Origin of the sequence: Chryseobacterium herbae (genome assembly GCF_025154075.1) — a bacterium.
Classification (GTDB): domain Bacteria; phylum Bacteroidota; class Bacteroidia; order Flavobacteriales; family Weeksellaceae; genus Chryseobacterium; species Chryseobacterium herbae.
This window is the reverse complement of sequence record NZ_JAOAMU010000006.1, coordinates 123194-148819: the sequence shown is the minus strand read 5'-3', so window position 1 is coordinate 148819 and position 25626 is coordinate 123194. Positions and strand designations below refer to the sequence as shown.

At 37.6% G+C, this 25626-nt stretch carries 28 protein-coding genes; 11 read left to right on the top strand and 17 right to left on the bottom strand.

Going from position 1 to position 25626, the window contains the following annotated elements; translation table 11 throughout:
- Positions 1-36: 36 nt before the first annotated feature.
- Positions 37-1005 carry a dipeptidase gene (locus tag N0B48_RS17915; RefSeq protein ID WP_259840329.1) on the bottom strand — a complete coding sequence of 323 codons (969 nt, stop codon included), beginning with the start codon at positions 1003-1005 and terminating at the stop codon, positions 37-39.
- Between the two features lie 266 nt (positions 1006-1271).
- Here N0B48_RS17915 and thrS point away from each other — a divergent pair, with 266 nt between their 5' ends.
- From thrS to N0B48_RS17875, 8 genes are all read left to right on the top strand, one after another.
- Positions 1272-3191 carry a threonine--tRNA ligase gene (gene thrS, locus N0B48_RS17910; RefSeq protein ID WP_259840327.1) on the top strand — a complete coding sequence of 640 codons (1920 nt, stop codon included), beginning with the start codon at positions 1272-1274 and terminating at the stop codon, positions 3189-3191.
- A gap of 193 nt (positions 3192-3384) precedes the next feature.
- Positions 3385-3885, top strand: coding sequence for a translation initiation factor IF-3 (gene infC / locus N0B48_RS17905; RefSeq protein ID WP_175548907.1), 501 nt, complete (start codon positions 3385-3387; stop codon positions 3883-3885).
- A 199-nt stretch (positions 3886-4084) separates the two neighbouring features.
- Positions 4085-4906, top strand: coding sequence for an alpha/beta fold hydrolase (locus N0B48_RS17900; protein WP_259840326.1), 822 nt, complete (start codon positions 4085-4087; stop codon positions 4904-4906).
- A 249-nt stretch (positions 4907-5155) separates the two neighbouring features.
- The gene (gene rpmI, locus N0B48_RS17895) at positions 5156-5353 is read left to right on the top strand and encodes a 50S ribosomal protein L35 (protein ID WP_034705991.1); all 198 of its coding nucleotides are present in this window, start codon (positions 5156-5158) and stop codon (positions 5351-5353) included.
- Positions 5354-5473: 120 nt separating this feature from the next.
- On the top strand, positions 5474-5818 hold the full coding sequence (gene rplT / locus N0B48_RS17890; RefSeq protein WP_034705993.1) for a 50S ribosomal protein L20: 345 nt from the start codon (positions 5474-5476) through the stop codon (positions 5816-5818).
- Positions 5819-6055: 237 nt separating this feature from the next.
- Positions 6056-7231, top strand: coding sequence for a M28 family metallopeptidase (locus N0B48_RS17885; protein ID WP_259840325.1), 1176 nt, complete (start codon positions 6056-6058; stop codon positions 7229-7231).
- Positions 7232-7259: 28 nt separating this feature from the next.
- Entirely contained in the window at positions 7260-8441 is a 1182-nt protein-coding gene (locus N0B48_RS17880; protein ID WP_259840324.1) for a M28 family peptidase, read from the top strand.
- 85 nt (positions 8442-8526) lie between these two features.
- Positions 8527-9714 (top strand): M28 family peptidase, encoded by a 1188-nt coding sequence (locus N0B48_RS17875; protein ID WP_259840323.1) that lies wholly within the window; start codon positions 8527-8529, stop codon positions 9712-9714.
- Positions 9715-9913: 199 nt separating this feature from the next.
- Here N0B48_RS17875 and N0B48_RS17870 read toward each other — a convergent pair whose 3' ends face one another.
- From N0B48_RS17870 to N0B48_RS17805, 14 genes are all read right to left on the bottom strand, one after another.
- Positions 9914-10354: a hypothetical protein gene (locus N0B48_RS17870; protein ID WP_259840322.1), complete on the bottom strand. Its 441-nt coding sequence runs from the start codon at positions 10352-10354 to the stop codon at positions 9914-9916.
- 110 nt (positions 10355-10464) lie between these two features.
- The gene (hisIE, locus tag N0B48_RS17865) at positions 10465-11052 is read right to left on the bottom strand and encodes a bifunctional phosphoribosyl-AMP cyclohydrolase/phosphoribosyl-ATP diphosphatase HisIE (RefSeq protein ID WP_259840321.1); all 588 of its coding nucleotides are present in this window, start codon (positions 11050-11052) and stop codon (positions 10465-10467) included.
- Entirely contained in the window at positions 11049-11801 is a 753-nt protein-coding gene (gene hisF / locus N0B48_RS17860) for an imidazole glycerol phosphate synthase subunit HisF (RefSeq protein WP_259840320.1), read from the bottom strand. The genes hisIE and hisF overlap by 4 nt, the downstream gene beginning before the upstream one ends.
- Positions 11794-12516: a 1-(5-phosphoribosyl)-5-[(5-phosphoribosylamino)methylideneamino]imidazole-4-carboxamide isomerase gene (hisA, locus tag N0B48_RS17855; protein ID WP_259840572.1), complete on the bottom strand. Its 723-nt coding sequence runs from the start codon at positions 12514-12516 to the stop codon at positions 11794-11796. The genes hisF and hisA overlap by 8 nt, the downstream gene beginning before the upstream one ends.
- 3 nt (positions 12517-12519) lie before the next feature.
- Entirely contained in the window at positions 12520-13098 is a 579-nt protein-coding gene (hisH, locus tag N0B48_RS17850) for an imidazole glycerol phosphate synthase subunit HisH (RefSeq protein ID WP_259840319.1), read from the bottom strand.
- Positions 13099-14193 (bottom strand): bifunctional histidinol-phosphatase/imidazoleglycerol-phosphate dehydratase HisB, encoded by a 1095-nt coding sequence (gene hisB / locus N0B48_RS17845; RefSeq protein ID WP_259840318.1) that lies wholly within the window; start codon positions 14191-14193, stop codon positions 13099-13101. It lies immediately after the preceding gene.
- Positions 14190-15221, bottom strand: a complete 1032-nt coding sequence (hisC, locus tag N0B48_RS17840) for a histidinol-phosphate transaminase (RefSeq protein ID WP_259840317.1) — start codon at positions 15219-15221, stop codon at positions 14190-14192. Before hisC ends, hisB begins: the two co-directional genes overlap by 4 nt.
- Before the next feature lie 4 nt (positions 15222-15225).
- Positions 15226-16503 (bottom strand): histidinol dehydrogenase, encoded by a 1278-nt coding sequence (gene hisD / locus N0B48_RS17835; RefSeq protein WP_259840316.1) that lies wholly within the window; start codon positions 16501-16503, stop codon positions 15226-15228.
- Positions 16503-17360, bottom strand: coding sequence for an ATP phosphoribosyltransferase (hisG, locus tag N0B48_RS17830; protein ID WP_259840315.1), 858 nt, complete (start codon positions 17358-17360; stop codon positions 16503-16505). Before hisG ends, hisD begins: the two co-directional genes overlap by 1 nt.
- Positions 17361-17608: 248 nt before the next feature.
- Entirely contained in the window at positions 17609-18706 is a 1098-nt protein-coding gene (locus tag N0B48_RS17825; RefSeq protein ID WP_259840314.1) for a glycosyltransferase family 4 protein, read from the bottom strand.
- 126 nt (positions 18707-18832) lie between these two features.
- Positions 18833-19645, bottom strand: coding sequence for a 2,3,4,5-tetrahydropyridine-2,6-dicarboxylate N-succinyltransferase (locus tag N0B48_RS17820; RefSeq protein WP_223607977.1), 813 nt, complete (start codon positions 19643-19645; stop codon positions 18833-18835).
- Between the two features lie 139 nt (positions 19646-19784).
- On the bottom strand, positions 19785-20156 hold the full coding sequence (locus N0B48_RS17815; RefSeq protein ID WP_259840313.1) for a DUF2255 family protein: 372 nt from the start codon (positions 20154-20156) through the stop codon (positions 19785-19787).
- Between the two features lie 195 nt (positions 20157-20351).
- A complete protein-coding gene (locus N0B48_RS17810; protein WP_259840312.1) occupies positions 20352-20678 on the bottom strand; it encodes a LytR/AlgR family response regulator transcription factor in 327 nt (108 codons plus the stop codon).
- A 24-nt stretch (positions 20679-20702) separates the two neighbouring features.
- A complete protein-coding gene (locus tag N0B48_RS17805; protein WP_259840311.1) occupies positions 20703-21275 on the bottom strand; it encodes a C40 family peptidase in 573 nt (190 codons plus the stop codon).
- A gap of 152 nt (positions 21276-21427) precedes the next feature.
- On the opposite strand from N0B48_RS17805, the gene N0B48_RS17800 reads away from it, so the two are divergent.
- The gene (locus tag N0B48_RS17800; protein WP_259840310.1) at positions 21428-22084 is read left to right on the top strand and encodes a hypothetical protein; all 657 of its coding nucleotides are present in this window, start codon (positions 21428-21430) and stop codon (positions 22082-22084) included.
- A gap of 208 nt (positions 22085-22292) precedes the next feature.
- Here N0B48_RS17800 and N0B48_RS17795 read toward each other — a convergent pair whose 3' ends face one another.
- Positions 22293-22661 (bottom strand): hypothetical protein, encoded by a 369-nt coding sequence (locus N0B48_RS17795; RefSeq protein ID WP_259840308.1) that lies wholly within the window; start codon positions 22659-22661, stop codon positions 22293-22295.
- Positions 22662-23088: 427 nt separating this feature from the next.
- Here N0B48_RS17795 and N0B48_RS17790 point away from each other — a divergent pair, with 427 nt between their 5' ends.
- Together N0B48_RS17790 and N0B48_RS17785 are read left to right on the top strand one after the other, a co-directional pair.
- Entirely contained in the window at positions 23089-23772 is a 684-nt protein-coding gene (locus N0B48_RS17790) for a hypothetical protein (RefSeq protein ID WP_259840306.1), read from the top strand.
- A 189-nt stretch (positions 23773-23961) separates the two neighbouring features.
- Positions 23962-24591: a class I SAM-dependent methyltransferase gene (locus N0B48_RS17785; RefSeq protein ID WP_259840304.1), complete on the top strand. Its 630-nt coding sequence runs from the start codon at positions 23962-23964 to the stop codon at positions 24589-24591.
- A 205-nt stretch (positions 24592-24796) separates the two neighbouring features.
- On the opposite strand, the gene N0B48_RS17780 is transcribed toward N0B48_RS17785, so the two are convergent.
- Positions 24797-25606, bottom strand: coding sequence for a helix-turn-helix domain-containing protein (locus tag N0B48_RS17780; protein ID WP_259840302.1), 810 nt, complete (start codon positions 25604-25606; stop codon positions 24797-24799).
- Between the last annotated feature and the right edge of the window lie 20 nt (positions 25607-25626).

Here is a 25626-nt window from a genome sequence, read left to right as displayed (position 1 = left end):
TAGCTGAGGGACTCGAAGCCACCATTTCCTTATATCCTATATTCTTTCAATAAAATTCAAAGCATTTTTATAGCTGATTTTTTCCATGAGTTCCGTGGAGAAATCCTTTTCCAGTCTCGCATTAATTGAATTCAAAGCTGAAGCATCATCATATCCTTCAAAGAAAAACGGAAAACGTGATTTATCAGGATGGTCTTTGCAAAAGAAGAAATCGGCACCATAAGAAATGGCATCTTCTGCTCCCAAATCCAGTCCGTACTGAACATGTTCATACAACACCTCAGGATTCGTTTCATCTACACAGTTTCGGATGAAGTTCAAACCTATCAAACCTTTTCTTTTAATCACTTCTTTCGCCAGTTCATCAGGAAGGTTTCTGTTCTTATCATGAACCACACGGTAATTGGAATGACTTGCCAGAATAGGAATATTATAATTCTTCTGGTCTATATAATTAAGAATGCCGTAAGCCAGCTGATCGCTTGTATGGGCAAGATCAATAGGAATTCTTTTGTCTGAAATATAGTCGATCAGTACTTTTCCGTCCTCTTTCAATCCTACATCAGTATTGTTTCCGCCTCCAAAACGGTTTTCGGTGTGGTGGGTAATTCCCAGATAAATAATTTTCTGTGTTTTTTCAATCATCGCATCCAGATTTTTAAACCCGGAATCTAAAGAATCATCTTCTCCACAAAACCCTGATGCATTTTCAATAGAAGCAATCACTCCCACCCTATTTTCATTCTCAGGGTTTTTATAGTTTTCCCCTTCAAACAGGAAGAAATTTTCATTTTTCAACAGATCAGAAAACAGTTCACTTTGCCTCGCTCCATCAGCGGTACTATTCGCTCCGGTCGCTGAATAAATAGCCATCACCTGGAGTTTTACATGGCCTTCTTTTAAATAAGGAAGCGAACATCCCAGCTCTTTATCATCAATTGTAGCGCCCGGGCTTAATAAATGGCATAACAGATCGCAGTGCAGATCAATATTAAAGTTTTTCATATCATCGTTCATTTTATCATTTCTTTTTCTCAAATCACTATAGAATTTTAAAGCGTACTACCTTCATTTTCAAATCATTATTACTTATGAATAACGAAAATTACAGAGTGCCTTTGTATGAAAAAATTGGATTAGGGAGGAATACATTTAAAATCATGAATCGAAATTTGGAGATTCATCAGTAATTCTTATTTCAAATATACTTTAAAAATAGCATATTATTTAAAAAATGCGTATTTTTGCATCTTAAAATTTCTTAGTAAACAATGATAAAAATTACACTTCCAGACAATAGTGTCAAAGAATTCGAAGGAGAAGTTACTCCTTTAGATGTGGCAAAATCTATCAGTGAGGGATTGGCTAGAAATACCATTTCCGCAGTTGTAAACGGCAAACAAGTAGAAACGACCACACCTATAACCACGGATTCAACGGTACAATTGTTAACATGGAATGATGATCTTGGAAAGAAAGCCTTCTGGCACTCTTCTGCCCACTTGCTGGCGCAGGCTATCCTTGAATTTTATCCTGATGCTAAGCTGACGATAGGACCTGCTATTGATAGTGGATTCTATTATGATGTAGATTTCGGAGACGAGAATTTATCCGAAAAGGATTTCGAGAAGATTGAAAAGAAAGTTCTGGAAAATGCCAAGAAAGGTTCAACATTCGCTCTATATCCTGTTTCTAAAGAAGAAGCATTAAAAACGTACGCAGATAATCCTTACAAAGTAGAGCTTATCTCTAATCTTAATGATGGAGAGATCACTTTTGTAACCCACGATAACTTCACCGATTTATGTCGTGGAGGTCACATTCCTAATACAGGAATCGTGAAAGCGGTTAAAATTTTAAATGCAGCCGGAGCTTACTGGAGAGGAAATGAAAAAAATCCTCAGCTGACAAGAGTTTACGGTATTTCTTTCCCTAAACAGAAAGAACTTACTGAATATCTTGAAAGGCTGGAAGAAGCCAAAAGAAGAGACCACAGAAAACTGGGTAAAGAACTTGGAATTTTTGCTTTCTCTGAAAAGGTAGGTGCAGGTCTTCCGTTATGGTTACCAAAAGGGACTGCTTTAAGAAGAAAATTAGAGAATTTCCTTTCTGACGCTCAGAAAAAAGGAGGTTATGAATTCGTAATGTCTCCGCATATCGGATCAAAAGAATTGTATGTAACTTCCGGACACTGGGATAAATATGGAGCAGACAGCTTCCAGCCGATTAAAACTCCAAATGAAGGAGAAGAATTCATGCTGAAACCTATGAACTGCCCTCACCACTGTGAGATCTACAAAACTTCACAATGGAGCTACAGAGATCTTCCAAAGAGATATGCAGAATTCGGTACGGTTTACAGATATGAGCAAAGTGGAGAGCTTCACGGACTGACAAGAGTGCGTGGGTTTACTCAGGATGATGCTCACCTTTTCTGTACTCCGGATCAGCTTTCAGAGGAATTTGAAAAAGTAATCGATTTAACGCTTTACGTGTTCAAATCATTAGGTTTTGAAGATTTTGTGACTCAGGTTTCCTTGAGAGATCCTGATAACAAAGAAAAATATATCGGTTCCGATGAAAATTGGGAAAAAGCCGAAAACGCTATTATTAATGCGGCAGAGAAAAAAGGATTGAAGACTATTGTGGAATACGGTGAAGCTGCATTCTATGGTCCGAAACTGGATTTCATGGTGAAAGATGCGTTGGGAAGAAAATGGCAGTTAGGAACGATCCAGGTAGATTATAACTTACCGGAAAGATTTGATCTTCACTATATCGGAAGCGATAATGAGAAGCACAGACCGGTGATGATCCACAGAGCGCCATTCGGATCTATGGAGCGTTTTATCGCGATCTTGCTGGAGAATACTGCAGGTGATTTCCCGTTATGGCTGAGCCCGGATCAGTTTATTATTCTCCCGATCAGTGAAAAATACGTAGATTATGCAAAAAAAGTTTCACAATTTTTGGAAAATCACGATATTAGCGGTCTGATTGATGACAGAAATGAGAAAACAGGGAAAAAGATCCGTGATGCGGAATTGAATAAAATCCCATTCATGCTGGTTGTAGGTGAAAATGAAGAGGCTGAAGGTACAATTTCTGTAAGAAGACGTGGTGAAGGTGACCTTGGAGTGATGAATATGGAGGACTTTGTTTCTTACTTTAAGAAAGAAGCAGCGATATAAAAAATATTAAAAGATTTAAGAATTAAAAAAATTGAAAGATTATTGAGTTTAGATTAATCTTTAAATGATTTAAATTTTTAATCCTTAAATTTAGAAAGATAGATAAGTAATTAACCAATAAAATTATAATACAATAGCACAAAGATTTAACAACAGGGGCCCACAGAGACGTCCTGTACAGGAGGACTTACACTTGATCAACGATAAAATTCGTGTGAGAGAGCTTCGTTTAGTGGGCGATAACGTAGAGCCGGGAATTTTTCCAATCGACAAAGCAAGACAACTTGCTACGGAACAAGAATTGGATTTAGTGGTAATTTCGGATAAGGCTGAACCTTTCATTGCAAGGATATTAGACTATAAAAAGTTTTTATACGAGCAAAAGAAAAAGCAGAAGGAACTAAAAGCTAAGCAAATAAAAGTGGTTGTCAAGGAGATCCGTTTCGGACCTCAGACAGATGATCATGATTATGAATTTAAGAAGAAACATGCTGAGAAATTCCTTGAAGAAGGGTCAAAATTGAAAACCTACGTATTTTTTAAGGGACGTTCAATTATCTTTAAAGACCAGGGAGAAATTTTGCTTCTAAAACTTGCTCAGGAATTGGAGCACGTTGGAAAAGTAGATCAGCTGCCTAAGCTTGAAGGAAAAAGAATGATCATGATGATGAGTCCTAAAAAACCAGCTAAATAGTTTTAACAGACGGAATGTCTGTTTCCTATATATAAAACCTCAAAGTAATTTGAGGTTTTTTATTTTTTAAAATTTATTAAGTTAGTATTAAATATTATCCTATATCAATATCCAATGAAAGATATAAGTATACATTTGTATTGTAATTAACAAACAACAATATTTATTATATTATTAATAATTTAAAATAGGAAAAATAATGAGCACACTTACATTAAAAGACGGAACGGAGATTTATTACAAAGATTGGGGGAAAGGACAACCTGTATTTTTTCACCACGGATGGCCATTATCCAGTGATGACTGGGATGCGCAGATGCTATTCTTTTTAGAGCAGGGTTACAGAGTAATTGCTCATGACAGAAGGGGACACGGAAGATCCGAACAGACTCCGGAAGGACACAATATGGATACTTATGCATCAGATGTTGACGAAATTGTAACTGCATTAAATCTTACCAACGTCATCCACGTAGGACATTCTACAGGAGGCGGTGAAGTGATCCGTTATGTAGCACAACACGGTAAAGGAAGAGTGGCAAAAGCAGTTTTAATAAGTGCCGTGACTCCAATTATGGTTAAAAACGAAAACAATCCGAATGGTGTCTCGATTTCTGTTTTCGATGATATCCGTAATAATACCGCTCATCACAGACAACAATTCTATATCGATCTTACCTTCCCTTTTTACGGATACAACAGAGAAGGTGCTACAATTTCCGAAGGCATCCAGAGAAACTGGTGGAGACAAGGAATGATGGGATCTATCAAAGCTCATTATGACTGTATCAAAGCTTTCTCTGAAACAGACTTCACAGAAGATCTTAAGAACACTGACGTTCCTGTTTTGGTTCTTCATGGTGAAGATGACCAGATTGTTCCTTTTGAAACTACCGGTAAAATAGCCGCTACCCTTCTTAAAAACGGAAAATTAATTTCTTATCCCGGGTTTCCGCATGGAATGCCTACCACGGAAGCAGAAACTATTAATAAAGACTTATTGGCCTTTTTTAAATCATAGAATTTTATACTTGAACAGTATATAGAGAGAACTGCAGGTAATTATATCTGCAGTTTTGCTTTTAGGAATCTGACACTCCGATTAAGAGTGAATATATCAGAGTCCTTATTATTGGAGAAATTATGATAAAATCTATTGTGTCAGGAAAAGATTGATGTTTTTTTTGTATCTTTGCCAACTGTAATTCCTGAGTAATACAAAGGAATCAAGGACAAGATATTGATAACAAAACAATAAAAAAGCAGAACAATGCCAAAATTAAAAACGAAATCAGGTGCTAAAAAGCGTTTTAAACTTACCGGAACTGGGAAGATTAAAAGAAAAAATGCTTTCAAAAGTCACATCTTAACTAAGAAAGAAACTAAGCAGAAGAGAAATCTTACGCAGACTTCTTATGTTTCGGCTGTGGACACAAAAAGCGTTCTACGTCAATTAGCAATTAAGTAGTTTTTATAAATCTATATTCGGTTTATAAGAATTCAAACAAATTCAACAATTTAACCCTGAAATGGAGCCACTAAGAGTAATGAAACAATTACCGCACATTTCAAAAAAACAATTTAAATTATGCCAAGATCAGTAAATGCAGTAGCTTCAAGAGCTCGCAGAAAGAAAATTATTAAGCAAGCTAAAGGTTTTTTCGGTAGAAGAAAGAACGTTTGGACTGTAGCTAAAAACGCGGTAGAAAAAGCAATGCAATATGCTTACCGTGGAAGAAAAGAGAAAAAAAGAAACTTCAGATCACTTTGGATTACTCGTATCAACGCGGGTGCCAGAGAGCATGGAATGTCTTACTCTCAATTTATGGGAGCTCTTAAAAAGAACAACGTTGAGCTTAACAGAAAAGTTTTAGCTGATTTAGCAATGAATCACCCTGAAGCTTTCAAAGCAGTTGTAGATCAAGTAAAATAATGTAGAATTTTTTGTTATCAATATAATCCCGGGCTTTGCTCGGGATTTTTTTTTGCCCATTCATTACAATTATTATTTTTCATTAAAAAACACATATAATAGATTAAATTTCATCATTTTAAACCTATAAAAAAAAATAAAGTCCAATAAGTGAATTTTTCCTTTTCGCATAAAATAAAATTGGTTTTTATTATCTACATTTGCTGAATTATTAAATCTTTAAAACTTCAGCGAAAAGTGAAAAAAATAACGACTATTTTACTCCTTTCTTTATCAGCTTATAGTCTTCAGGGCCAGAATTTTATACAGGCTTACCAAACCAGAGTTGATAAAATATCTCAAACCACTATTACAGCCAATCTGCAGAGTTTTGCCAACCTCGGCATAAAAACTACAGGCTCTGCTGAGAATACCGATGCACTGAACTGGCTTAAAGCACAATATCAGACCTTTGGATATAGCGCAAGTCAGATCACCGAAGACAGCTTTACCTATAACGGCAATACATCCAAAAATTTAATTATAACCAAAACAGGAACCGTCTACCCTAACACGTATGTGATCATTTGTGGTCATTACGATACTGTAGTAGGTCCCGGAGTAAGTGACAATGGCAGTGGAACTTCTATTTTGCTGGAAGTAGCTAGAATTTTGAAAGATGTCCCTACAGAATATTCCATAAAATTCATTCACTTTTCCGGAGAAGAACAGGGTTATCTGGGAAGCTCCCATTACGTCAATAATGTTGTTTTCCAAAATAATGCACGTCAGCTCAACCTGAAAGTTGTTTTCAATATCGATCAGGTAGGTGGAAAAATAGGCAATGCCAACACGAATATCAACTGTGAAAGCGATCAGAGCGGTCAGTCAGGAAATAATGCCACTTCATTAACCATGACCCAGCAGTTAGCGGCCTGTACCAGCTTATACTCCCCGCTTCAGCCTACGATGTCCAATGCGTATAATTCAGACTACATGCCATTTGAAAACAAAGGGGATATCATTACCGGTTTTTATGAAACGACAAGAAGTCATAATGAACATACGGTAAATGACACTTTCGCCAATGTAGATCCCGTATATGTTTTCAATGTAGGAAAAGCAGCCTTAGGGGCATTGCAGCATTTTGCCGTAGCATCCGTTACGACGTTAGCAACAGATGATGTACAGGCTGCAAATTCATTGGAAACCATCAAAATCTATCCTAATCCGGCGCATGATGTGCTTCATATTGAACTTCCGAAAGATCACAAAGAATTCAAAGTAGAGATCAGTGATATGAATGGCCGATTGATTTTAAATGCAGACAACGAAAAGAAAATGAATACTTCCGGTCTCACCAACGGAACGTATATGGTGACTGTAAAATCTGATCAGAAGAGCGTCACCCGAAAAATCATTATTGAAAAGTAAAACACATCCATCCAAAATATAAATTAATATGAAAAAAATAACACCCTTTTTATGCACTGCATTAGCGGTGGGAAGCCTCAGTGCCCAAACCCTCATCCAGACCTATAAAGACAGAGCCGATCTGGTCTCGCAAACCAACATTACCAACAATCTTCAAGAGTTCTCTAATTTTGGGATCAAGGCCACCGGTTCTGTTAATAATGCCAATACTCTGGCGTGGATCAAAAACAAGTACACTTCATACGGATATTCTGCCAGCCAGATTGTAGAAAACCCCTTTACTTTCGGGGGTATAAGTTCTAAGAATTTAGTGATTACCAAAACAGGAACGCTTTATCCTGACAAATATGTAATTATCTGCGGACATTTTGATACCATCACAGGTCCTGGTACCAGCGATAATGGCAGTGGAACTTCGGTAATTTTAGAAGTGGCCAGAATTTTAAAAGATGTTCCTACAGAATACTCTATCAAGTTTATTCATTTCTCCGGAGAGGAAGATGGCTTATATGGAAGCTCCCATTATGCCAATAAGGTTGCGTTCCAAAATGGCGTGAAAAAACTTGATATCAAATTGGTATTCAATCTTGATCAGGTAGGCGGTAAGATTGGCAACGTGAATAATACGATCATTTGTGAAAAGGATACGGGTGGACAGTCAGGAAACAATGCGGCTTCCGAAACAATCACACAGCAGCTGGCTACATGCACTACCTTGTACTCTCCTCTTCAGACCAGTATTTCCAATGCCTATTCCTCAGATTATATGCCTTTTGAGAAGAAAGGATATGTGATCACCGGGTTTTATGAATATACCAGAAGTTATAATGAACACACTGTTAATGATACATTTGCCAATGTAGATCCGGTGTATGTATTTAAAGTTGGAAAAGCTGCTGTAGGCGCTATGCAGCACTTTGCGACGGCATCTACTGTTGCACCGGCGCCCGTTGCTAAAGAAAAACAAGTGAAGTCATTAGAAGCTGTAAAAATATATCCTAATCCGGCTAAGGATGTTCTGACGATTGAGCTTCCGGATTCAACCACGAAAAACTTTACAGTTGAAATCACTGATCTGTCCGGACAGTCTTTTTTAAAGGAAGAAAACCAGGCTCAGCTTAATATTTCACGTTTAGCGAAAGGGATTTATTTATGCACAATAAATGCCGAAGGCTCCAGCGTTACCAAAAAAATCATTATTGAAAAATAATTGTAACTCTTAAGTCCTGGATTTTAATCCGGGACTTTTTAGCCTTTAGTTTCATCACCAATCACCACACCATAAAATAATTAATATGAAAAAGACCATTACTATTCTGTCGGTTTGTTTAGCAACATTCGGCGGTAAGGCTCAGAGCTTTATTCAGGCTTATCAGGACAGGGCAAACCTGGTATCACAGACCAATATTACAACGAATTTACAGCAGTTTGCGAACCTCGGTATCAAAACAACCGGCTCTATCAATAATGCCAATGCATTAACCTGGCTGAAAAACAAATACACTGCTTTCGGATACTCTGCCAGCCAGATCGTGGAAGATCCTTTCACTTTCGGAAGTACAAGTTCAAAAAACCTTGTGATTACCAAAACGGGAACACTTTATCCTAATAAATACGTCATTATTTGCGGGCATTTTGACAGCATCAACGGTCCCGGAGTGAATGACAACGGCAGCGGAACGTCCATTATCCTGGAGGCGGCAAGAATTTTAAGAAATATCCCTACAGACTATTCCATCAAGTTCATCCATTTCTCCGGAGAAGAACAGGGATTGAGAGGGAGTACCCATTACGTCAATAATGTAGCTTATCAGAATGGCGTACGTGTTCTGGATATCAAGTTGGTATTCAATCTTGACCAGGTAGGCGGCGTTATGGGAAATAATAACAATACGGTCTACTGCGACCAGGATCAGGCCGGGCCAACGAGCAATAATGCAGCTGCCGCAGCGGTGACACAGCAGCTCAGAAACTGCACAACATTATATTCTCCTCTTCAAACAGCTGTAGATCCCGCAGAAGATACGGATTACATTCCTTTTGAAAGAAAAGGGGAAATCATTACCGGTTTTTTTGAAAGAATAAGAAGTACCTATCCGCATACCTCCAATGATACGTTTGCGAATACAGATCCTGTGTATATTTTCAAAATTGGAAAAGCAACAGTTGGGGCTTTGCAGCATTTTGCAGTGGCCACTTTTGCCAGTTCTTTGGTTATGAATACAAAGGAAACTATTTCGAATAATTCCCTTGAAGAGGTTTCCATTTATCCTAATCCTTCTAAAGACATCATCAATATTGAACTTCCGCGCACCGCCAGTAAAGATTTCAGCTTTGAAATTACTGAACTGTCCGGAAAAGTACTTTTAAAAAAGAACAATGAAACGAAAGTCAATATTTCAGAACTTGCTGCAGGAGCGTACATCAGTGTGATAAAAGCTGATGGTCAGACGGCTGTGAGAAAAATTTTGATTGAAAGATAAGGAAGTTGAGAGCCGGAAGAAGGAAGATATTGAAGTCCGAAGATAATTGATTTTCAAGATTTCATCACCAGATTTTAACGCGGCTCAGCTTAGATATAGGGCAGGAAGAATTTCTTTCTGCTTTTATTATTTAAAAAGGCCTTTCAATTTTCACTAAAAATCAGTCAGGGCATCTTCCTTCAAATATTTCAGTTAAATTCTAATCTAATTTCAAAACTTGAAAATACTGTTTCAAATCGCTGGAGTCTAGCTTTACAGGGACTTCATTAAATTTCCATCCATTTAAAGGCCTTTTAATGGAATCCGGCAGTGGATGATTATACAGCATTATATAATTCTTTGGAGCTATAGAATCATAAAGAACGATATACCGTGTTCCTTTTTCTAAATTATTGGCACAGGTTTTTTCTATTTTCTCTCCATTTACTTCGTATGTGAAATCAGTTCCAACCCCATTATTGTTTTTCTGATGCCAATTGCTGGTTATATAAGCTATGGTATACTTTGAATTTTTTTTGGCATTTTTCAAGTCATGACGGGATAAAAAAAGTGTTGTGATAATAATTATCAATGTAGCCAAACCTAAGATGATATGATAATTATTCTTTATTGCCTTCAATATTCCCTTTATACCCTCCATAGTTGTTCTTAACCTAATTTGATTTTAGTAATTATAAATGTAATACTTTTTCTTATTGAAAATATACACAAATAAGCTTCCCTGCCTTCCTATTTCAAATATATTGAGACTTACCGATCCCTATTCTGAAGAATCCCCTCAATATCCTCCATAGAAAACCCTTTCGCCTTAAGCAAAATCAAAAAGTGGTACATCAAATCTGCGGCTTCATTTTTAAAAAGATCATCATTACTGTCTTTAGCTTCAATAACCAGCTCTACAGCTTCCTCTCCTACTTTCTGAGCCATTTTATTGATTCCTCTCTGATACAGCGAATACGTGTACGAATCTTCGGCCTTACCGTCTATTCTGTCACTTATTTTCGCTTCCAGTTCGTACAGAAATCCTTTCGATTGTTTTTCTCCGAAACAGCTGAAACTTCCGGTGTGACAAACCGTATTTGTAGGAACTGCCTGAATTAATACCGTATCCTGATCACAGTCTATACTAATATTTTTTACAGTCAGGAAATTCCCGGATTCTTCGCCCTTTGTCCAAAGTCGATTTTTGGATCGGCTGAAAAAAGTGACAATGCCTTCTTTTTCTGTTTTTTCAAAAGCCTCTTCATTCATGTAGCCCAGCATCAATACCTGTTGAGTTCTGCTGTCCTGAATGATCACCGGAACCAGGCCGTTATCTTTATTAAAATCTATTTTCATCGTACGGGAATTTTTTGAGTTTTTAATTGTCTTTTTAATTCTTGAATAGGTACTTCATTAAAGTGGAAAATACTGGCTGCCAATGCACCTGTAGCTTTTGTTTCATTAAATACTTTAACAAAGTCATCTGCATTTCCAGCCCCTCCGGAAGCAATTACAGGAATACCGACCGCCTCGGAAACCAGCTTTGTGATACGAATATCGAAGCCGTTTTTTGTTCCGTCGCCATCCATTGAGGTCAGAAGAATTTCGCCGGCCCCTAAAGATACCGCTTCTTTTGCCCATTCTACAGTATTTAAGTTGGTGGCCAGTTTTCCTCCTCTGACATACACCAGATCTGATCCATTGGTCAGTTTTGTGTCTATTGCTACAACGATGCACTGGCTTCCAAATTCTTTCGATAACTCCTCGATGAGTTTTGGATTTTTAACGGCAGAAGAATTGATGCTGATCTTGTCTGCGCCTGCTTCCAAAAGTGTTCTGACATCTTGAATAGAAGAAATTCCGCCTCCTACTGTAAAAGGGATGCTTAGCTGTGCTGCAATATCTTTCACCAGTCCGGCAAATGTTTTCCGGTCTTCCACCGTTGCAGTAATATCCAGAAAAACCAGTTCATCAGCGCCTTCCTGCTCATATCTCACAGCGAGCTCAATAGGATCTCCTGCATTGCGTAAGCCTTCAAAATTCACACCTTTTACCGTTGTCCCGTCTTTGATATCGAGACATGGAATAATTCTTTTTTTAAGCATTTTCAATAAAGTCCTGAAGTTGTTGTAATGTTATTTTTCCCTCGTAAATCGCCTTTCCGATAATTGTTCCCGAACATCCGATTTCTTTCATTCTGTAAACATCTTCGATACACGAAATCCCTCCGCTTGCTGTAAGTTTTATCGATGTTTTCTCCAGAATTTCTTTATACAGATCTGTAGAAGGGCCTTCCAGCATTCCGTCTTTTGAAATATCTGTGCAAATGGTCTGAATGATTCCTTTTTCTTTGTAATCCAATAGAAAATCAATGATATCCAAATTACTTTCCTCTTCCCATCCGGAAGTCTTTATTTTCCTGTTTTCACAGTCTGCGCCTAAAATAATATTTTCACTGCCGTATTTTTTGATCATTTCAATACAGAATCCCGGATCCTGGACCGCAATACTACCAAGGGTGATCTGTTTTGCCCCTGAATTAAAAGCGGTTTCTATATCAGTCCCGGTTTTCAATCCGCCTCCGAAATCAATGTGAAGCGATGTTTCCCTGGCAATATTTTCCAATACCTTCTGATTGACAATGTGTTTAGATCTTGCCCCATCCAGATCTACAAGATGTAGAAACTGAATTCCATAGCTTTCAAATTCTTTGGCCGTTTCTACCGGATCTTCACTATATATTTTTTTTGTAGAATAATCTCCCTTTGAAAGACGGACACATTTTCCGTCGATAATATCAATAGCTGGAATAATTTTCATCATTTACAGTTTTATAAAGTTGTTTAATATTCTACTGCCTGCAATTCCTGATTTCTCCGGGTGAAACTGTACCGCAAAGAAATTATCCTTCTGCAGCGCTGCACTGAACGGCAGAATATAATCGCAAACGGCAACCGTAGAATCTACCAGTCCACAATAATAACTGTGCACAAAATAGACATCATTACTTTCTTCAATCCCTGAAAATATGGGACTTTTAAGATCCGAAAGCGTATTCCAGCCCATATGGGGAACCAGATCTTCCGGCGGAAATCGTTTAACATCAACATCAAATATTCCCATACCTCTTACATTCCCTTCTTCATTATCGCCACACATCAGCTGCATACCCAGACAAATCCCCAGAACAGGCTGTTTCAAAGAAGGAATAAGCGTATCAAGGCCTTTTTCTTTTAACACCTTCATAGTGGAAGAAGCTTCTCCTACGCCTGGAAAAATCACTTTATTTGCCTTCAGTATCAATTCCGGATCATCGGTCACTATCGATTCAATGTTCAGCCGGGACAGCGCGTTCTGGACTGAACTGACATTTCCTCCGTTGTATTTTATTAGTGCAATCATCTATAAACTTCCTTTGGTTGATGGTAAATTATAACTGCTATCGGACTGATTCACCGCCATTTTAACAGCTTTTGCAAATGCTTTGAATACCGCTTCTATTTTGTGGTGCTCATTGCCTCCTTCTGCCTTGATATTCAGATTGGAACGGGAAGAATCTGTAAAGGATTTAAAAAAGTGAACAAACATTTCTGTAGGCACATCCCCAATTTTTTCCCTTTTGAAATCAACATCCCAAACCAGCCATGGTCTGCCTCCGAAATCTATAGCCGCCTGAGCCAGACAGTCGTCCATCGGAAGCAGAAAGCCATACCTCTCGATTCCTTTCTTGTTTCCCAGAGCTTTTAAGAAGGCTTCTCCCAATGCAATTCCTGTATCTTCAATCGTGTGGTGCTCATCGACCTGAAGATCACCATTCACTTTGATTGTAAGGTCTAAATTTCCGTGTCTGGCAATTTGGTCCAACATATGATCAAAAAAATGAAGTCCTGTTGAAATTTCAGAAACTCCTTTTCCGTTAAGATCTATTTCAATATCAATCTCAGTTTCATTCGTTTTTCTATAGACTTTTGCCTTTCTGGATTCCTGTTTTAAAAATGAATAAATCCCGTTCCAGCTGTCTGTACTGAGCGTTGCTTCTTCATTAAAGTTTTCATTGAGAAAAATAGATTTAGTCCCCAAATTGACAGCCAGTTGGACATCCGTACTTCGATCACCAATTACATATGAATTTTCAAGATCATAAGATCCATAGATGTATTTTGAAAGCATCCCGATTCCCGGTTTTCTGGTAGGGAGATTTTCATGTTCAAAGCTTTTATCAATCAGAATGTCGCTGAAAATAATTCCTTCATTTTCGAAAGCTTTCAACATTTTTTCGTGAGGTTTTATAAAGTCTTCAAAGGGAAAACTGTCAGTGCCCAAGCCATCCTGATTGGTCACCATCACCAGTTCGTAATCCATTTCTCTTACAATTCTGGCAAGATTCTGAAAAACTCCCGGATAAAATTCCAGCTTCTCCAGAGCATCTACCTGAAAATCTTCCGGCGGTTCTACGATCAGGGTTCCGTCGCGGTCTATGAACAATACTTTTTTCATGATGGTATTCCTTTTAAAACGTTAATCAGTTTTTCATTTTCTTCCCGGTTTCCTACATTGATTCTGATGCAATCTGGAATGGCGGGCGCTCTCTGGCTGGTCAAAACTTCTTCTTCAAGCATTTTCTCATACACTTTTTTCCCATCTCTCATTTTAATCAGGAAGAAATTGGCATCCGTAGGAAATACTTTTTCTATGCATGAAATGGTTTTAAACTGTTCTTCCAGCCACGCTCTTTCCTGTAAAACATTTTCAACATTTTCTTTAAGCCTGTTTTCATCATCCAAGATGCTTAGAACAAGCTCCTGGCTTAGAGAATTGACGTTATAAGGCGCTTTTACTGTATTGATAAAACGGATGATCTCTTCGGAAGCATAAGCTGTTCCTACCCTTGCTCCTGCCGTTCCCCAGGCTTTTGAAAAAGTCTGAAGCACAATTAGATTAGGATATTGAGCCAGCAGTTCAATCCCTGATCTGTTTCCTGAAAATTCGATATACGCTTCATCAATAACAACGATACCGTTAAAATTTTGGATGAAAAATTCGATGTCTTCTACACTGTTTCCGGTTGGGTTATTCGGGGAACACAGGAAGAAAATTTTAATCTCCTTTTCCTGAGTGATTTTTAGGAAATCGTCTTTTACAATTTCAAAATTCTCATCCAGATCCAATTTCAAAACATCATTTTCATTCACTGTAGCATAGAAACCGTACATCGCAAAAGAAGGATTCATCATCAGAATGGCATCTTTTTTAGGTTCACAGAAGATTTTAATGATCAGGTCGATCAGTTCATCACTTCCGTTTCCTATGGCGATCTGCGCCGGTGAAAGACCTTTAAGGCCGGCTAATTTACTTTTAAGCTTTTTTTGAGACGAATCCGGGTACCTGTTGAATTCTCCGAACGGACATTCATTAGCATCCAGCAACACCGGAGCATTGAACTCATTGTGATCCCTGAAACTGATATAAGGCTGTAATTTTAATATATTTTCTCTTACTAAACTGTTGGTATTGAATTCTTTCATTGTATTATTTTAATCTGATAGATACTGCATTTTTGTGGGCGATAAGACCTTCTGCCTCTGCCATAAGTTCGATGGTTTTTCCTATATTTTTAAGACCTTCTTTGGAAAGGTGCTGGAATGTAATTTTCTTAACAAAACTGTCCAGAGAAACCCCGCTGTAGTTCTTTGCATAGGCATTCGTAGGAAGCGTGTGATTGGTTCCGCTGGCATAATCACCGGCACTTTCACAGGAATAATTTCCAAGAAAAACGGATCCTGCATTGCTGATCATCGGAATATATTGTTCAAAATCTTCCAAAGCCAGAATAAGATGTTCCGGAGCGTATAGATTACTGAATTCCAAAGCTTCCTCGATAGATTGGGTCACCATAAAAAGACTGTGATTCAGTGCCTGTTGAGCCATTTCATTTCTGGGAAGTTTCTTGATCTGCTCTTCTACTTCTTCAATGGTTTTTTCAAAAATTTCCAAATCTGTAGTGATAAAAACTACCTGACTGTCGCTTCCGTGCTCCGCTTGGGAAAGAAGATCTGCTGCACAAAATTCAGGAACAGCTTTACTGTCTGCAATAACCAAAACTTCACTGGGACCTGCCGGCATATCAATAGCCACACCAAAACGCTGCGCATATTCTTTGGCAGCTACTACAAACTGGTTTCCCGGTCCGAAAATTTTATACACCTTCGGAATACTTTCTGTTCCTAACGTCATGGCAGCGATAGCCTGTGCGCCACCTGTTTTGAATATTTTGGTGATCCCGCAAAGTTTCGCCGTGAACAGAATAGCCGGGTTAATATTCCCGTTACTGTCAGGAGGCGTGCAAAGAATAATTTCCTTACATCCAGCGAGATTGGCAGGTACAGCAAGCATGAGAACTGTTGAAAATAAAGGGGCTGTTCCACCGGGAATATAGATGCCTACCTTTTCTACAGCGCGGTTTTCTCTCCAGCAGATTACTCCTTTTACGCTTTCAATTTTCTCTGTTTCCGTTATCTGAGCCGCGTGGAATTTTGAAATATTTTCCTCGGCCTGTCTGATGGCTTTCTTTAAGTCTTCTGAAACTTCGTTTTCAGCATTCTCAACTTCTGCTTCTGAAACCAGAATTTCCAAAGTTGCTGCTTTATCAAATTTTTTATTGAACTCAATAAGCGCTTTATCACCGTCTTTTTCTACTGTTTCAAATATTTGCGTGATCAATTCTGAGATTTCTTCACGCTTCAATACCGGCCGTTTTACAAGGTCTGGCCAGGTCTTTTGTTCCGGATATCTGTATATTTTCATCATTAAATAACCATTTTATCGATTGGAATAATAAGAATATCCTGAGCTCCGTTTTCTTTCAACTCATCAATGACGTCCCAGAATCTTTCTTCATCAATCACCGAATGAATGCTGCTCCAGCCTTTTTCCGCCAAAGGAATAACCGTAGGACTCTTCAATACAGGAAGGACCGATGCAATATCACTGATTTTGTCATTGGGAACATTCATCAGGATGTATTTTGAATTTTTTGCTCTTAAAACGGATTGTATGCGGAACAGAAATTTATTAAGAATAATTTCTTTTTCAGGATTGAGTACGGATGTTTTTGCTAAAACTGCTTCAGATTTCAAAAGGGTCACAGTTTCTCTCAAACCGTTTTTAAATAAGGTACTTCCGGAGCTTACAATATCACAGATTCCATCTGCCAAACCAATATTCGGGGCGATTTCAACGGAGCCGGAAATGATGTGAATGTCGGAAGTGATTCCTTCACGATCAAGAAAATTTTTAAGGGTATTGGGGTAAGAAGTAGCAATTTTTTTACCTTGAAAATAGGAAAGATCATCTGTTTCCACTTCTTTGGGTACAGCCAGCGAAACCCTGCATTTTGAGAATCCAAGCTTCTCAACGATCTGGATATTCTTTTGTTTTTCAGCCAATAGATTTTCGCCCACAATGGCGATGTCTACCACTCCGTCTTCAAGGTATTGGGGAATGTCTGAATTTCTGAGATACATGATCTCCATGGGAAAGTTGTCTACAGAGACTTTCAGCTGGTCTTTTCCGTTGTTGACGAAGATCCCGCAGTCTTTCAGGAGCTGTAAAGATTCTTCGTAGAGCCGGCCGCTTTTCTGGATCGCAATTTTTAATTTACTCATTGTATTGTTTTGGGGTCTGAGTAAATGAAAACTGATCTGTTGGATATTTCCGGGAGAATTCGGAAACAAAAAAACCGTCTGTTTACTCAGACGGTTTTAATTATTTTTGATTTTAACACATGTTTATATCAACCAATTCCGTCTTAGCAGAGATGATGATAATAATGATGAAGTGTTAAAAAATTCGGTTTCATTGTTTTGAATTGTGGTACAAATGTAGGACTTATTTTTAAACTGCAAAGTTTTTTTTACAGAATTTTTTTGTAAAGATCTATCAATTGAGCTCCAATGGGTTCATCATTAAATTTCTGAACAAACATAAAACTCTTTTCTGCACGGCGTTTTCTCTCGGATTCATTTTCCCATAAAAATTTGATTTTGGCTCCGATATCTTCATAACTTCCCGGATCTACGTAAACAGAATCTTCTCCTCCCGCTTCCGGAAGACAGCTGATGTTGCTGGTAATAACTGCCGTTTTTGAGAAAATCGCTTCTATAACAGGGATTCCGAAGCCTTCAAAAAAGCTCGGATAGACAAAAATATCGGCCAGTTTATAGATCACAGCCAGTTCATCCATGGAAACACCTTCCAGAAAGAGGATCTGCTTTTCTATCTTGTTTTTTTTGATGAAAGCTTCTACTTTTTTATAGTAATTCGTCTTTCTTCCAACGACAACCAATGGAATTTCGGTTCCGCTGATACCTTTGACAATGCTTAAAAGATTTTTACGGTCTTCAATGGTTCCGACATTTAAGATAAATCGTTCAGGAAGGTTGAATTTCTCTTTGGTAAGCTGAATAAACTCCTCAGACTGCTGTTCTTTAAATGCTTTGTGACAGCCCTGATAAATGACTTCAATTTTGGTTTCGGGAACTTTTAAATAAGTGATGATATCTCTTTTAGTCTGCTCAGAAATGGCGATGATCTTATCTGCAGAAACAGCCGCCTTTTTAAATTTCCACAGATGTATTTTCCTGTCAAAGAAAGAATAATACTGAGGATATCTCATAAAAATCAAGTCATGGATGGTCACTATTTTTTTGATGGGTTCTTTTCCCCACTTCAACGGCAGCTCACCGGACAAGCCATGAAATATCTGTGCGCCTTCTTTTTGGGCATCTTTACCCATTTTAAACTGGCGGGAAAGATTTCCTTTTGAGGTTTCCACAAAACGGACATCAGGTCTTTCGAGGATCTCTTTTCCTCTTTCTGAACGGTTTTTGTTCAGCAGCAGGTATTCATTTTCAGGATAGTACTGAGAAAGAATCCTGACCAGGTCTCTTGAATAATTGCCCAATCCGGACGTATTATGAAAAAAACGTTTTGCGTCGAAGGCAATCTTCATATCAATGTTTTTAGTAAGCTTTTTTAAGCGGTTTAAAGGTATAAATAAAATAAACCCTAAATGACTATTCAGGGTTTATTGTATAAATTTTAAAAATCAATCTTCAAAATTTAGAGAAAACACAGCTTATACGGCTACATTGTTCTCTCTTAAAGCATCATTAAGAGATGTTTTTTTATCTGTTGATTCTTTTCTCTGACCGATGATCAATGCACAAGGAACCTGGTATTCTCCTGCAGGATACTGTTTTGTATAACTTCCCGGGATTACTACTGAACGTGCAGGAACTCTTCCCTTGATTTCAATAGGTTGGTCGCCTGTAACATCAATGATTTTTGTAGAAGCTGTCAATACTACATTAGCACCCAATACGGCTTCTTTTTCTACGTGAACTCCTTCTACCACGATACATCTTGAACCAATGAAACAGTCGTCCTCAATGATCACAGGAGCTGCCTGTAACGGCTCCAATACACCACCGATACCTACACCACCACTCAGGTGAACGTTTTTACCGATCTGTGCACAGCTTCCCACTGTAGCCCAAGTGTCTACCATTGTTCCTGAATCTACATAAGCTCCGATATTCACATAAGAAGGCATCAAGATCACGCCTGAAGCTACGAAAGATCCTTCTCTGGCGATCGCATGCGGTACAACTCTTACTCCTTTTTCAGCATAATTTCTCTTCAAAGGAATTTTGTCATGAAATTCAAACGGACCTACTTCAATAGTTTCCATCTTCTGGATCGGGAAATACATTACTACGGCTTTCTTCACCCACTCATTCACCTGCCATCCGTTTTCCGTAGGCTGAGCAACACGAAGTTCCCCGGAATCCAATAAAGAAATAACCTCTCTTATCGCCTTCTGGCTGTCTTCGTTTTGTAATAAATCTCTATGATCCCAAATGTTTTCAATTGTTTGTTGTAACGACATGTTTCTTATTTGATTTTAGTATAAATTATCCCTGCAGCTTCCCGCAGTTCCGAAGGTCAAAAGTACAAAAGATTGTTCTAGTATACAAGTTCGGAAACAAGTCTTCGATGGGAATTATTTACGGTTATCTACAGCTTCATTATTCGCAAATAACGAACTCTATGGTCTTCTCAACGTGTTTTTGTTCAACAATCCCTTTCGAATATTTAAGATTAACGGCTGTATTATATTTTGTTAAATAAGCTGTATTAATGTCGGGCGTAAGTTCTTTGAGGTTATCAGGAACGAGTGCTTTTATATTGAAAATCTCGTCTCCACATCTGATCTGCCCTTCCGGATCTTTCAAAAATGTATTGTACCAGCTCTTTTCTGCGAGGCCCCATGATCTGGCGAAAATTCTGTCGTTAACGGTCACCATCCAGATTTCAAGGAAAGTGGTTCTGTGATTGCCTGCTTTTATTTCGGTAAGATTATGACTATTGATGTAATGCAGTGCTTTGTCTTTATTCATTGCTATTTTTTCACGAATGTAAAATGAATACAGCAGTTTAACCAATTTATTATTTGGCCTGAAGGAAATATGATGTGGATTGGTGATTTTCTGATGTTTTCTATTTTTTGAAGTCGCTAAATTCAAGTTCTGAAACCATGTCACGGTTTTTAACGACGAATGATTTAAAATAGTATTTTTTTTTCGATTATTTTTTCAAAGCATCATTTTATTAAGTGCCGTAATCAGACAGTCTTTATAGCTTTTCGCCACGGCAATTTTCTGATCCTGCCATACAAGCTGATTGTCTTCGAAGTATTCGATATTCGTTAAATTGACAATATAGGAATTGTGAACCCTCATGAATTCGTCCGGAAGACTTTCAATTAAATCTTTAAGGGCTTTGTAGTAGATGTATTTTTTATTGGAGGTGGTATTGATTTCCACGTAATTACCCAAACCTTTGATAATGGTTATGTCTTTAAAGAACAGTTTTACCAGTTTTTTATCTGTTTTAATAAAAGCAAAAGTCCGGTTCTCCATATCAATAATCAGTTTAAGTAATGTCTATAAAACTCTTTGAGCGTGGAGATAAGCTTTGTTCCAGTATTTTTCATTTAATGAAGAAATCATCACTCCTTTTGAGGTGGAAGCGTGGATAAACTTCACTTCTCCGTCAGCACCGATATCATGAACGATTCCCACATGAGAAACTCTGCTTCCTCCGGCTGTTGCAAAAAACAATAGATCGCCTGGTTTTACTTCTTTGATGTCAATTTTCTGACCGGCATCAGCCTGATCTGTAGATCTGCGTGGCAGAGAGAAATCATTTTCCTCAAACACCTTTACGGTAAATCCGGAACAGTCAAAACCTGAAGAGGTATTTCCCCCAAATTTGTATGGGGTTCCAATATATTTTTCAGCATCTTTCAGAATATCACCAACGGATCTGGAAATTTTTCCATCAAATTTGGAATCCAGTTTTCTGAGATTTTCAGCTTTCGCAACGGTTTTGGTGCCTGTATTTTTCTTGGAAGATACATTTTTAGACGATCCACACGAAACGACAATGGCAGAGGCAATCAGCAGAACAGAAATCTGCTTTATTCTTAAGTTTTTTTCAAATAATCCCGGTTTCATAGTCATCTGATTTTAAATGAAGTAACTAATTATATACAAATATACATTTTATATTTAAATTATAGGATAAGTATACTACAACTATATGATAAATATATGTTAAAATTTTAATTTCTCTTATTTATTAGTATATTTGAATTCAATTTTGCGATATGGCAACGTACGAAAGTTTAATAAAGATCAACGGGAGTATAGGCGATCTGGTTTTTTATAATCTGAACGGTAAAAACGTCGTGCGGAAAAAAAGCGGATTTAATAAAACGGCCTTCAAGAAAAGCCCTTCTTATGAGAAAGTAAGGCAGAACAGCTCTGAATTCGGGCACTGCTCCAAAGCTGGAAAAACGATACGAAGCTGCATTGAAAGCTATACGAAAGAAGCTGGTGATCCACTACTCTATCAGAAGTTTGCCAAGCTGATGACCGCAATCAAAGATTTGGATACGGTTTCAGCACGGGGAAAAAGAACGGTACAGAATGGTCTTTTGACTCCCGAAGGATTAAAGTTGCTGAGAACATTCAGCTTTGGAGAAAAAGAAAATATCCATCCGGAAATGTATATTTCAGGTGATAAAGAAAACAGGATTCTCAATTTGGGTGAAAAATTTTCAGGTGAGGAAATCATTATCGTGACGATACAACCTGATTTTGACGCTTATGCTGCGGAATATTTTGAAGAGAAACTTCCGGTAAAAGCACTAAGTAAAGAGCTTGGTTTTGAAAAGCATTTTTCAGAAGCCACGCTCATACTCTACTTTTTAGTTATTAGATATAAAGAAGAAATTACCCAAATGGGATTTGTTGGGATTTAGAATTTCAGACATCAGACATCAGACTGAATTTGTTAAGATTAAGGAACGTTTTTTACCAGCCACTCTACACAGATCCGAAATTCTAAATTACTCAAATCCTCTGATGTTAAAACGCGTATCACGGAACCCGCTATCTATAAATCTTAATATTCTTATCCCGATTAAAGAGAAATAAAAAGCCTGCAGAATGATCTGCAGGCTTTCTGTTTTATTTTTTGTCTCCTGTCCAGGTACCGGATCTTGCCGGTGTGGGAACAGCGTTTGTCCAGCTTCCGTTGCCTTTTTTCTCTCTTGAAAGGGTTCCATTGAATTCTCCATCTGAAGGAAGCCCGATTACAGCAGTAAGATCGCCGGTTTCAGTTAGGCGTCCGGAAATGTTATAATTTTCATCATTTACTGTAGAATGCATCGTTCCGGTTACTTTTCCATCGCTGGCAACTACAAGGTTCCAGGTTCCGTCATCGCTTCCCGTATACTTTCCTGCCCACGTTCCTATATAATCATAAATAGTATCGTCATCAGAACTGCATCCGATAAATAAAAAAGCTGTAAAAAGAAGTAAAAAAAGTTTCTTCATAGTTTCTAATAGTTTTATAACCTAATCAAATTTATTATTATCTGTTTAAATTCTGTTCCTGAAACAGAGAACTGAATTAATATTCATTATTTTTCCGCCTTGTTCCGTGCAAATCTACTAATTTTTTTATTCAGATTATCTGAATTTTAATCAGCTGTTTATATTTTTATGAATTCGGCTCTTATTTTGGCTAAAATACGATTATTTCCCAAATGGAAAGACGCAATCAGACGGCAAACTTTCAAAAATATGCACCAATATCGACATTAGTAATATTTCAAAATAATATGTTTATTTTACATTAATTTTTCATTATAAATTATTTTTATTCTAATATTTATAATTTAAATGAAATTTGTTTTCATGATAACAAATATTTCTTAATTTAGTGAAAAATCTAAAAACTCATTAAAACCCAATAAATAACATGAAAACAAGAATAATCTTTTTTGTTGCAGTCATTTTTTTCAGCAGCTTGCAATCTCAGGTAGGGATTAATACAGAAACACCTTCCCATACTTTGGATGTAAACGGATTGGTGCGAGTAAGAGGCCTAGCCAACGCTGAGAATAAAATTGTTGCAGCCAATTCACAGGGCGTTTTAACCCTTCTCTCTCCTGAAGAAATTTTTTCTCCAAAAGCATTCCTGAACACTTCTACATCAGCTGCGGAACAAAGGCTGACGATCTATGAAGGACAATGTTTTCAGCCTACTGACAACGCTTCTTCCTGTACGGTGAGAGTCAATCATTACAGTTCATGTGCAGGTTTTGTTCGTGCAGTAGATACCCAGATCGTAGTAGGACAAACCATCAATACGGTTAACGGACAGTTTTTGGGAACCTGGGCATCTAGATTTATCGATCACAAAGGCTACGTAGGAGGTATAACAGCCGCTGAGCAGATAGCTCCCGATTATCCAAGAATCTCCTATCCTACTGCCAATTCTTCCAACTATTTAGGAAGTGGCAGTTTCTCAGGGCAATGTAATGCAGATCTGGTAACGACGATTAACCAGACCACCGGAGATGTTAAGATAGAATCTGTGAAGAGAAGTATGTTTGCGCATTTGGTATATCTTCTGTCTATTTCGCGCTCAAGAAGTAACTAGAAACCAATCTTTTTCAAATATAAGATAGCTGCATTGTTATGATGCAGCTATTTTTTTTATCAGTAATCAATATTTCAGTCAATTCATCACAGAATCTCCTGTCTTTTTTTATATTTGACTAATGATTATCAGGTAAATACGATCTATAATCATTCAAATCTCAATCCATCTCATTAAAAAAGTAATACTATGAAAATATTAAATGCTGCTGATGCGTTTGACAAGTCAGCAAAAATCTATCAGGATAAATTTATGGATGTAAGTTTGTTTGCAGACACTTTCAATTTTTTCTGTGATCATATACAAGCAGATGATGCTGAGATCTTGGATATAGCCTGCGGTCCGGGAAATATTACGAAGTATGTACTGGACAGAAAACCGGATTATAAAGTATTAGGAATTGATCTGTCACCCAAGATGCTGGATCTCGCTCAGGCTAATAATCCTACTGCAGCATTTGAACTCATGGATTGCCGGGACATCGGACAGATTGAAAAACGGTTTGACGGAATCATTTGCGGCTTTTGTCTGCCCTATTTGGTTCGTGAGGAAGCTGTTGATTTGATCGCACGGGTAGCAGAACTGTTAAAACCAGGAGGTATATTTTATCTGAGCACTATGGAAGATGATTATGCAAAATCCAGATTTCAAACTTCCAGTACCGGTGATCAGGTGTATGTGAACTATCACCAGGAGGATTATTTAACCGAAGCTTTTCAGACGAATCATTTTGAGATCATCAATATGCAACGCTTTACTTCCTATGATAAAGATAATGTAATGATCACAGATCTGGTATTCACCGGAAAGTTGATTTAATCGGAGAACCGTTTTTTATTAGGATTACCGAATCGGAATCATTTCATTATTTATCGCTCAGGAAGTCACTGGAAACCCTTCTTTTTCATTTAAATCATCATAGCTGTATCATAAACATGCAGCTATTTTTTATGGGATCATCTTTCCGGCTTCTTTATATCCACTACTATCCATTTCATGGCTATAATCCACTGAAAATGAATCATCAAACCTTTTCCATTGAATACAGTCTGGTGATATTTTTAAATGGAAAATCGTAAGTTCTGTGAAAAAATTTATACATATTACTATACTCGGCAAATTTATATTTGTAAACAATTTCTTTCGTCATCAGATTTGAAAACATCAAATCCTCAACGACATCCATCATTTTAAGCTTAATGGTAAAATCGTAAAAGGTAGTCCCAAAATACCGTCTGCAATCTTTTTGAAACTGCAGATAGCTTAGATTGTTTATTTTGCTCAGGTCCCTGATATTAACGGAAGGATCTGCCCTGAATTTCAGAAGAATATCATCCAGATAACTTAAAGTGTGATCGGAAAAATTCATCTGGCGCGCATTCATTATAAATTCATGAAAAAAACTTTGAGCGGTCTGTGTTGAATGATCAATGACACAGATTCCAAACAAAGCCGAAAAATCTGAAAAACCCTGAAAATATTGCAGGTGCAAGGGCACAACAGTATACCCGGAATCTGAAGTATGATCAGATGCAGATTTTATGCTCTCACGAAGATAAGACAGAGTTTTCCTGTTCAATTGTTCATTACAGACTATTTCACCTCCATTACCATGATGAACCTGTATTTCCCGTACAGAGTATAAATAATCACTGGGCACAATTTCAAGAGCCTTGAATAGGGCAATATAGGTATCCATTACCAACTGAGTATAATGAGTAATCTGCTTTTCAGGTAAATCTCCAAGGGTTTTATGATTGGATAAAAATTCAGACAATAATTTTACAGCCCTATTGACTCTTCGCTCAATCAGAGAAAGAAGTCTGACATTCATAATTAGTTGTTTTCATAGTT

Coding starts and splice junctions, on each gene's coding strand:
- N0B48_RS17820 (WP_223607977.1), bottom strand. CDS start 19,645: ATGTCGTTACAACAAACAATTGAAAACATTTGGGATCATAGAGATTTA.
- N0B48_RS17825 (WP_259840314.1), bottom strand. CDS start 18,706: ATGAAGATTGCCTTCGACGCAAAACGTTTTTTTCATAATACGTCCGGA.
- hisIE (WP_259840321.1), bottom strand. CDS start 11,052: ATGAAAATAGATTTTAATAAAGATAACGGCCTGGTTCCGGTGATCATT.
- rpmI (WP_034705991.1), top strand. CDS start 5,156: ATGCCAAAATTAAAAACGAAATCAGGTGCTAAAAAGCGTTTTAAACTT.
- N0B48_RS17900 (WP_259840326.1), top strand. CDS start 4,085: ATGAGCACACTTACATTAAAAGACGGAACGGAGATTTATTACAAAGAT.
- hisB (WP_259840318.1), bottom strand. CDS start 14,193: ATGAAAAAAGTATTGTTCATAGACCGCGACGGAACCCTGATCGTAGAA.
- N0B48_RS17915 (WP_259840329.1), bottom strand. CDS start 1,005: ATGAAAAACTTTAATATTGATCTGCACTGCGATCTGTTATGCCATTTA.
- N0B48_RS17870 (WP_259840322.1), bottom strand. CDS start 10,354: ATGGAGGGTATAAAGGGAATATTGAAGGCAATAAAGAATAATTATCAT.
- rplT (WP_034705993.1), top strand. CDS start 5,474: ATGCCAAGATCAGTAAATGCAGTAGCTTCAAGAGCTCGCAGAAAGAAA.
- hisH (WP_259840319.1), bottom strand. CDS start 13,098: ATGATTGCACTAATAAAATACAACGGAGGAAATGTCAGTTCAGTCCAG.
- hisG (WP_259840315.1), bottom strand. CDS start 17,360: ATGAGTAAATTAAAAATTGCGATCCAGAAAAGCGGCCGGCTCTACGAA.
- N0B48_RS17875 (WP_259840323.1), top strand. CDS start 8,527: ATGAAAAAGACCATTACTATTCTGTCGGTTTGTTTAGCAACATTCGGC.
- hisC (WP_259840317.1), bottom strand. CDS start 15,221: ATGAAAGAATTCAATACCAACAGTTTAGTAAGAGAAAATATATTAAAA.
- N0B48_RS17785 (WP_259840304.1), top strand. CDS start 23,962: ATGAAAATATTAAATGCTGCTGATGCGTTTGACAAGTCAGCAAAAATC.
- hisF (WP_259840320.1), bottom strand. CDS start 11,801: ATGCTTAAAAAAAGAATTATTCCATGTCTCGATATCAAAGACGGGACA.
- N0B48_RS17795 (WP_259840308.1), bottom strand. CDS start 22,661: ATGAAGAAACTTTTTTTACTTCTTTTTACAGCTTTTTTATTTATCGGA.
- N0B48_RS17790 (WP_259840306.1), top strand. CDS start 23,089: ATGAAAACAAGAATAATCTTTTTTGTTGCAGTCATTTTTTTCAGCAGC.
- N0B48_RS17800 (WP_259840310.1), top strand. CDS start 21,428: ATGGCAACGTACGAAAGTTTAATAAAGATCAACGGGAGTATAGGCGAT.
- N0B48_RS17815 (WP_259840313.1), bottom strand. CDS start 20,156: ATGAATAAAGACAAAGCACTGCATTACATCAATAGTCATAATCTTACC.
- hisA (WP_259840572.1), bottom strand. CDS start 12,516: ATGAAAATTATTCCAGCTATTGATATTATCGACGGAAAATGTGTCCGT.
- thrS (WP_259840327.1), top strand. CDS start 1,272: ATGATAAAAATTACACTTCCAGACAATAGTGTCAAAGAATTCGAAGGA.
- hisD (WP_259840316.1), bottom strand. CDS start 16,503: ATGATGAAAATATACAGATATCCGGAACAAAAGACCTGGCCAGACCTT.
- N0B48_RS17880 (WP_259840324.1), top strand. CDS start 7,260: ATGAAAAAAATAACACCCTTTTTATGCACTGCATTAGCGGTGGGAAGC.
- N0B48_RS17805 (WP_259840311.1), bottom strand. CDS start 21,275: ATGAAACCGGGATTATTTGAAAAAAACTTAAGAATAAAGCAGATTTCT.
- N0B48_RS17810 (WP_259840312.1), bottom strand. CDS start 20,678: ATGGAGAACCGGACTTTTGCTTTTATTAAAACAGATAAAAAACTGGTA.
- N0B48_RS17780 (WP_259840302.1), bottom strand. CDS start 25,606: ATGAATGTCAGACTTCTTTCTCTGATTGAGCGAAGAGTCAATAGGGCT.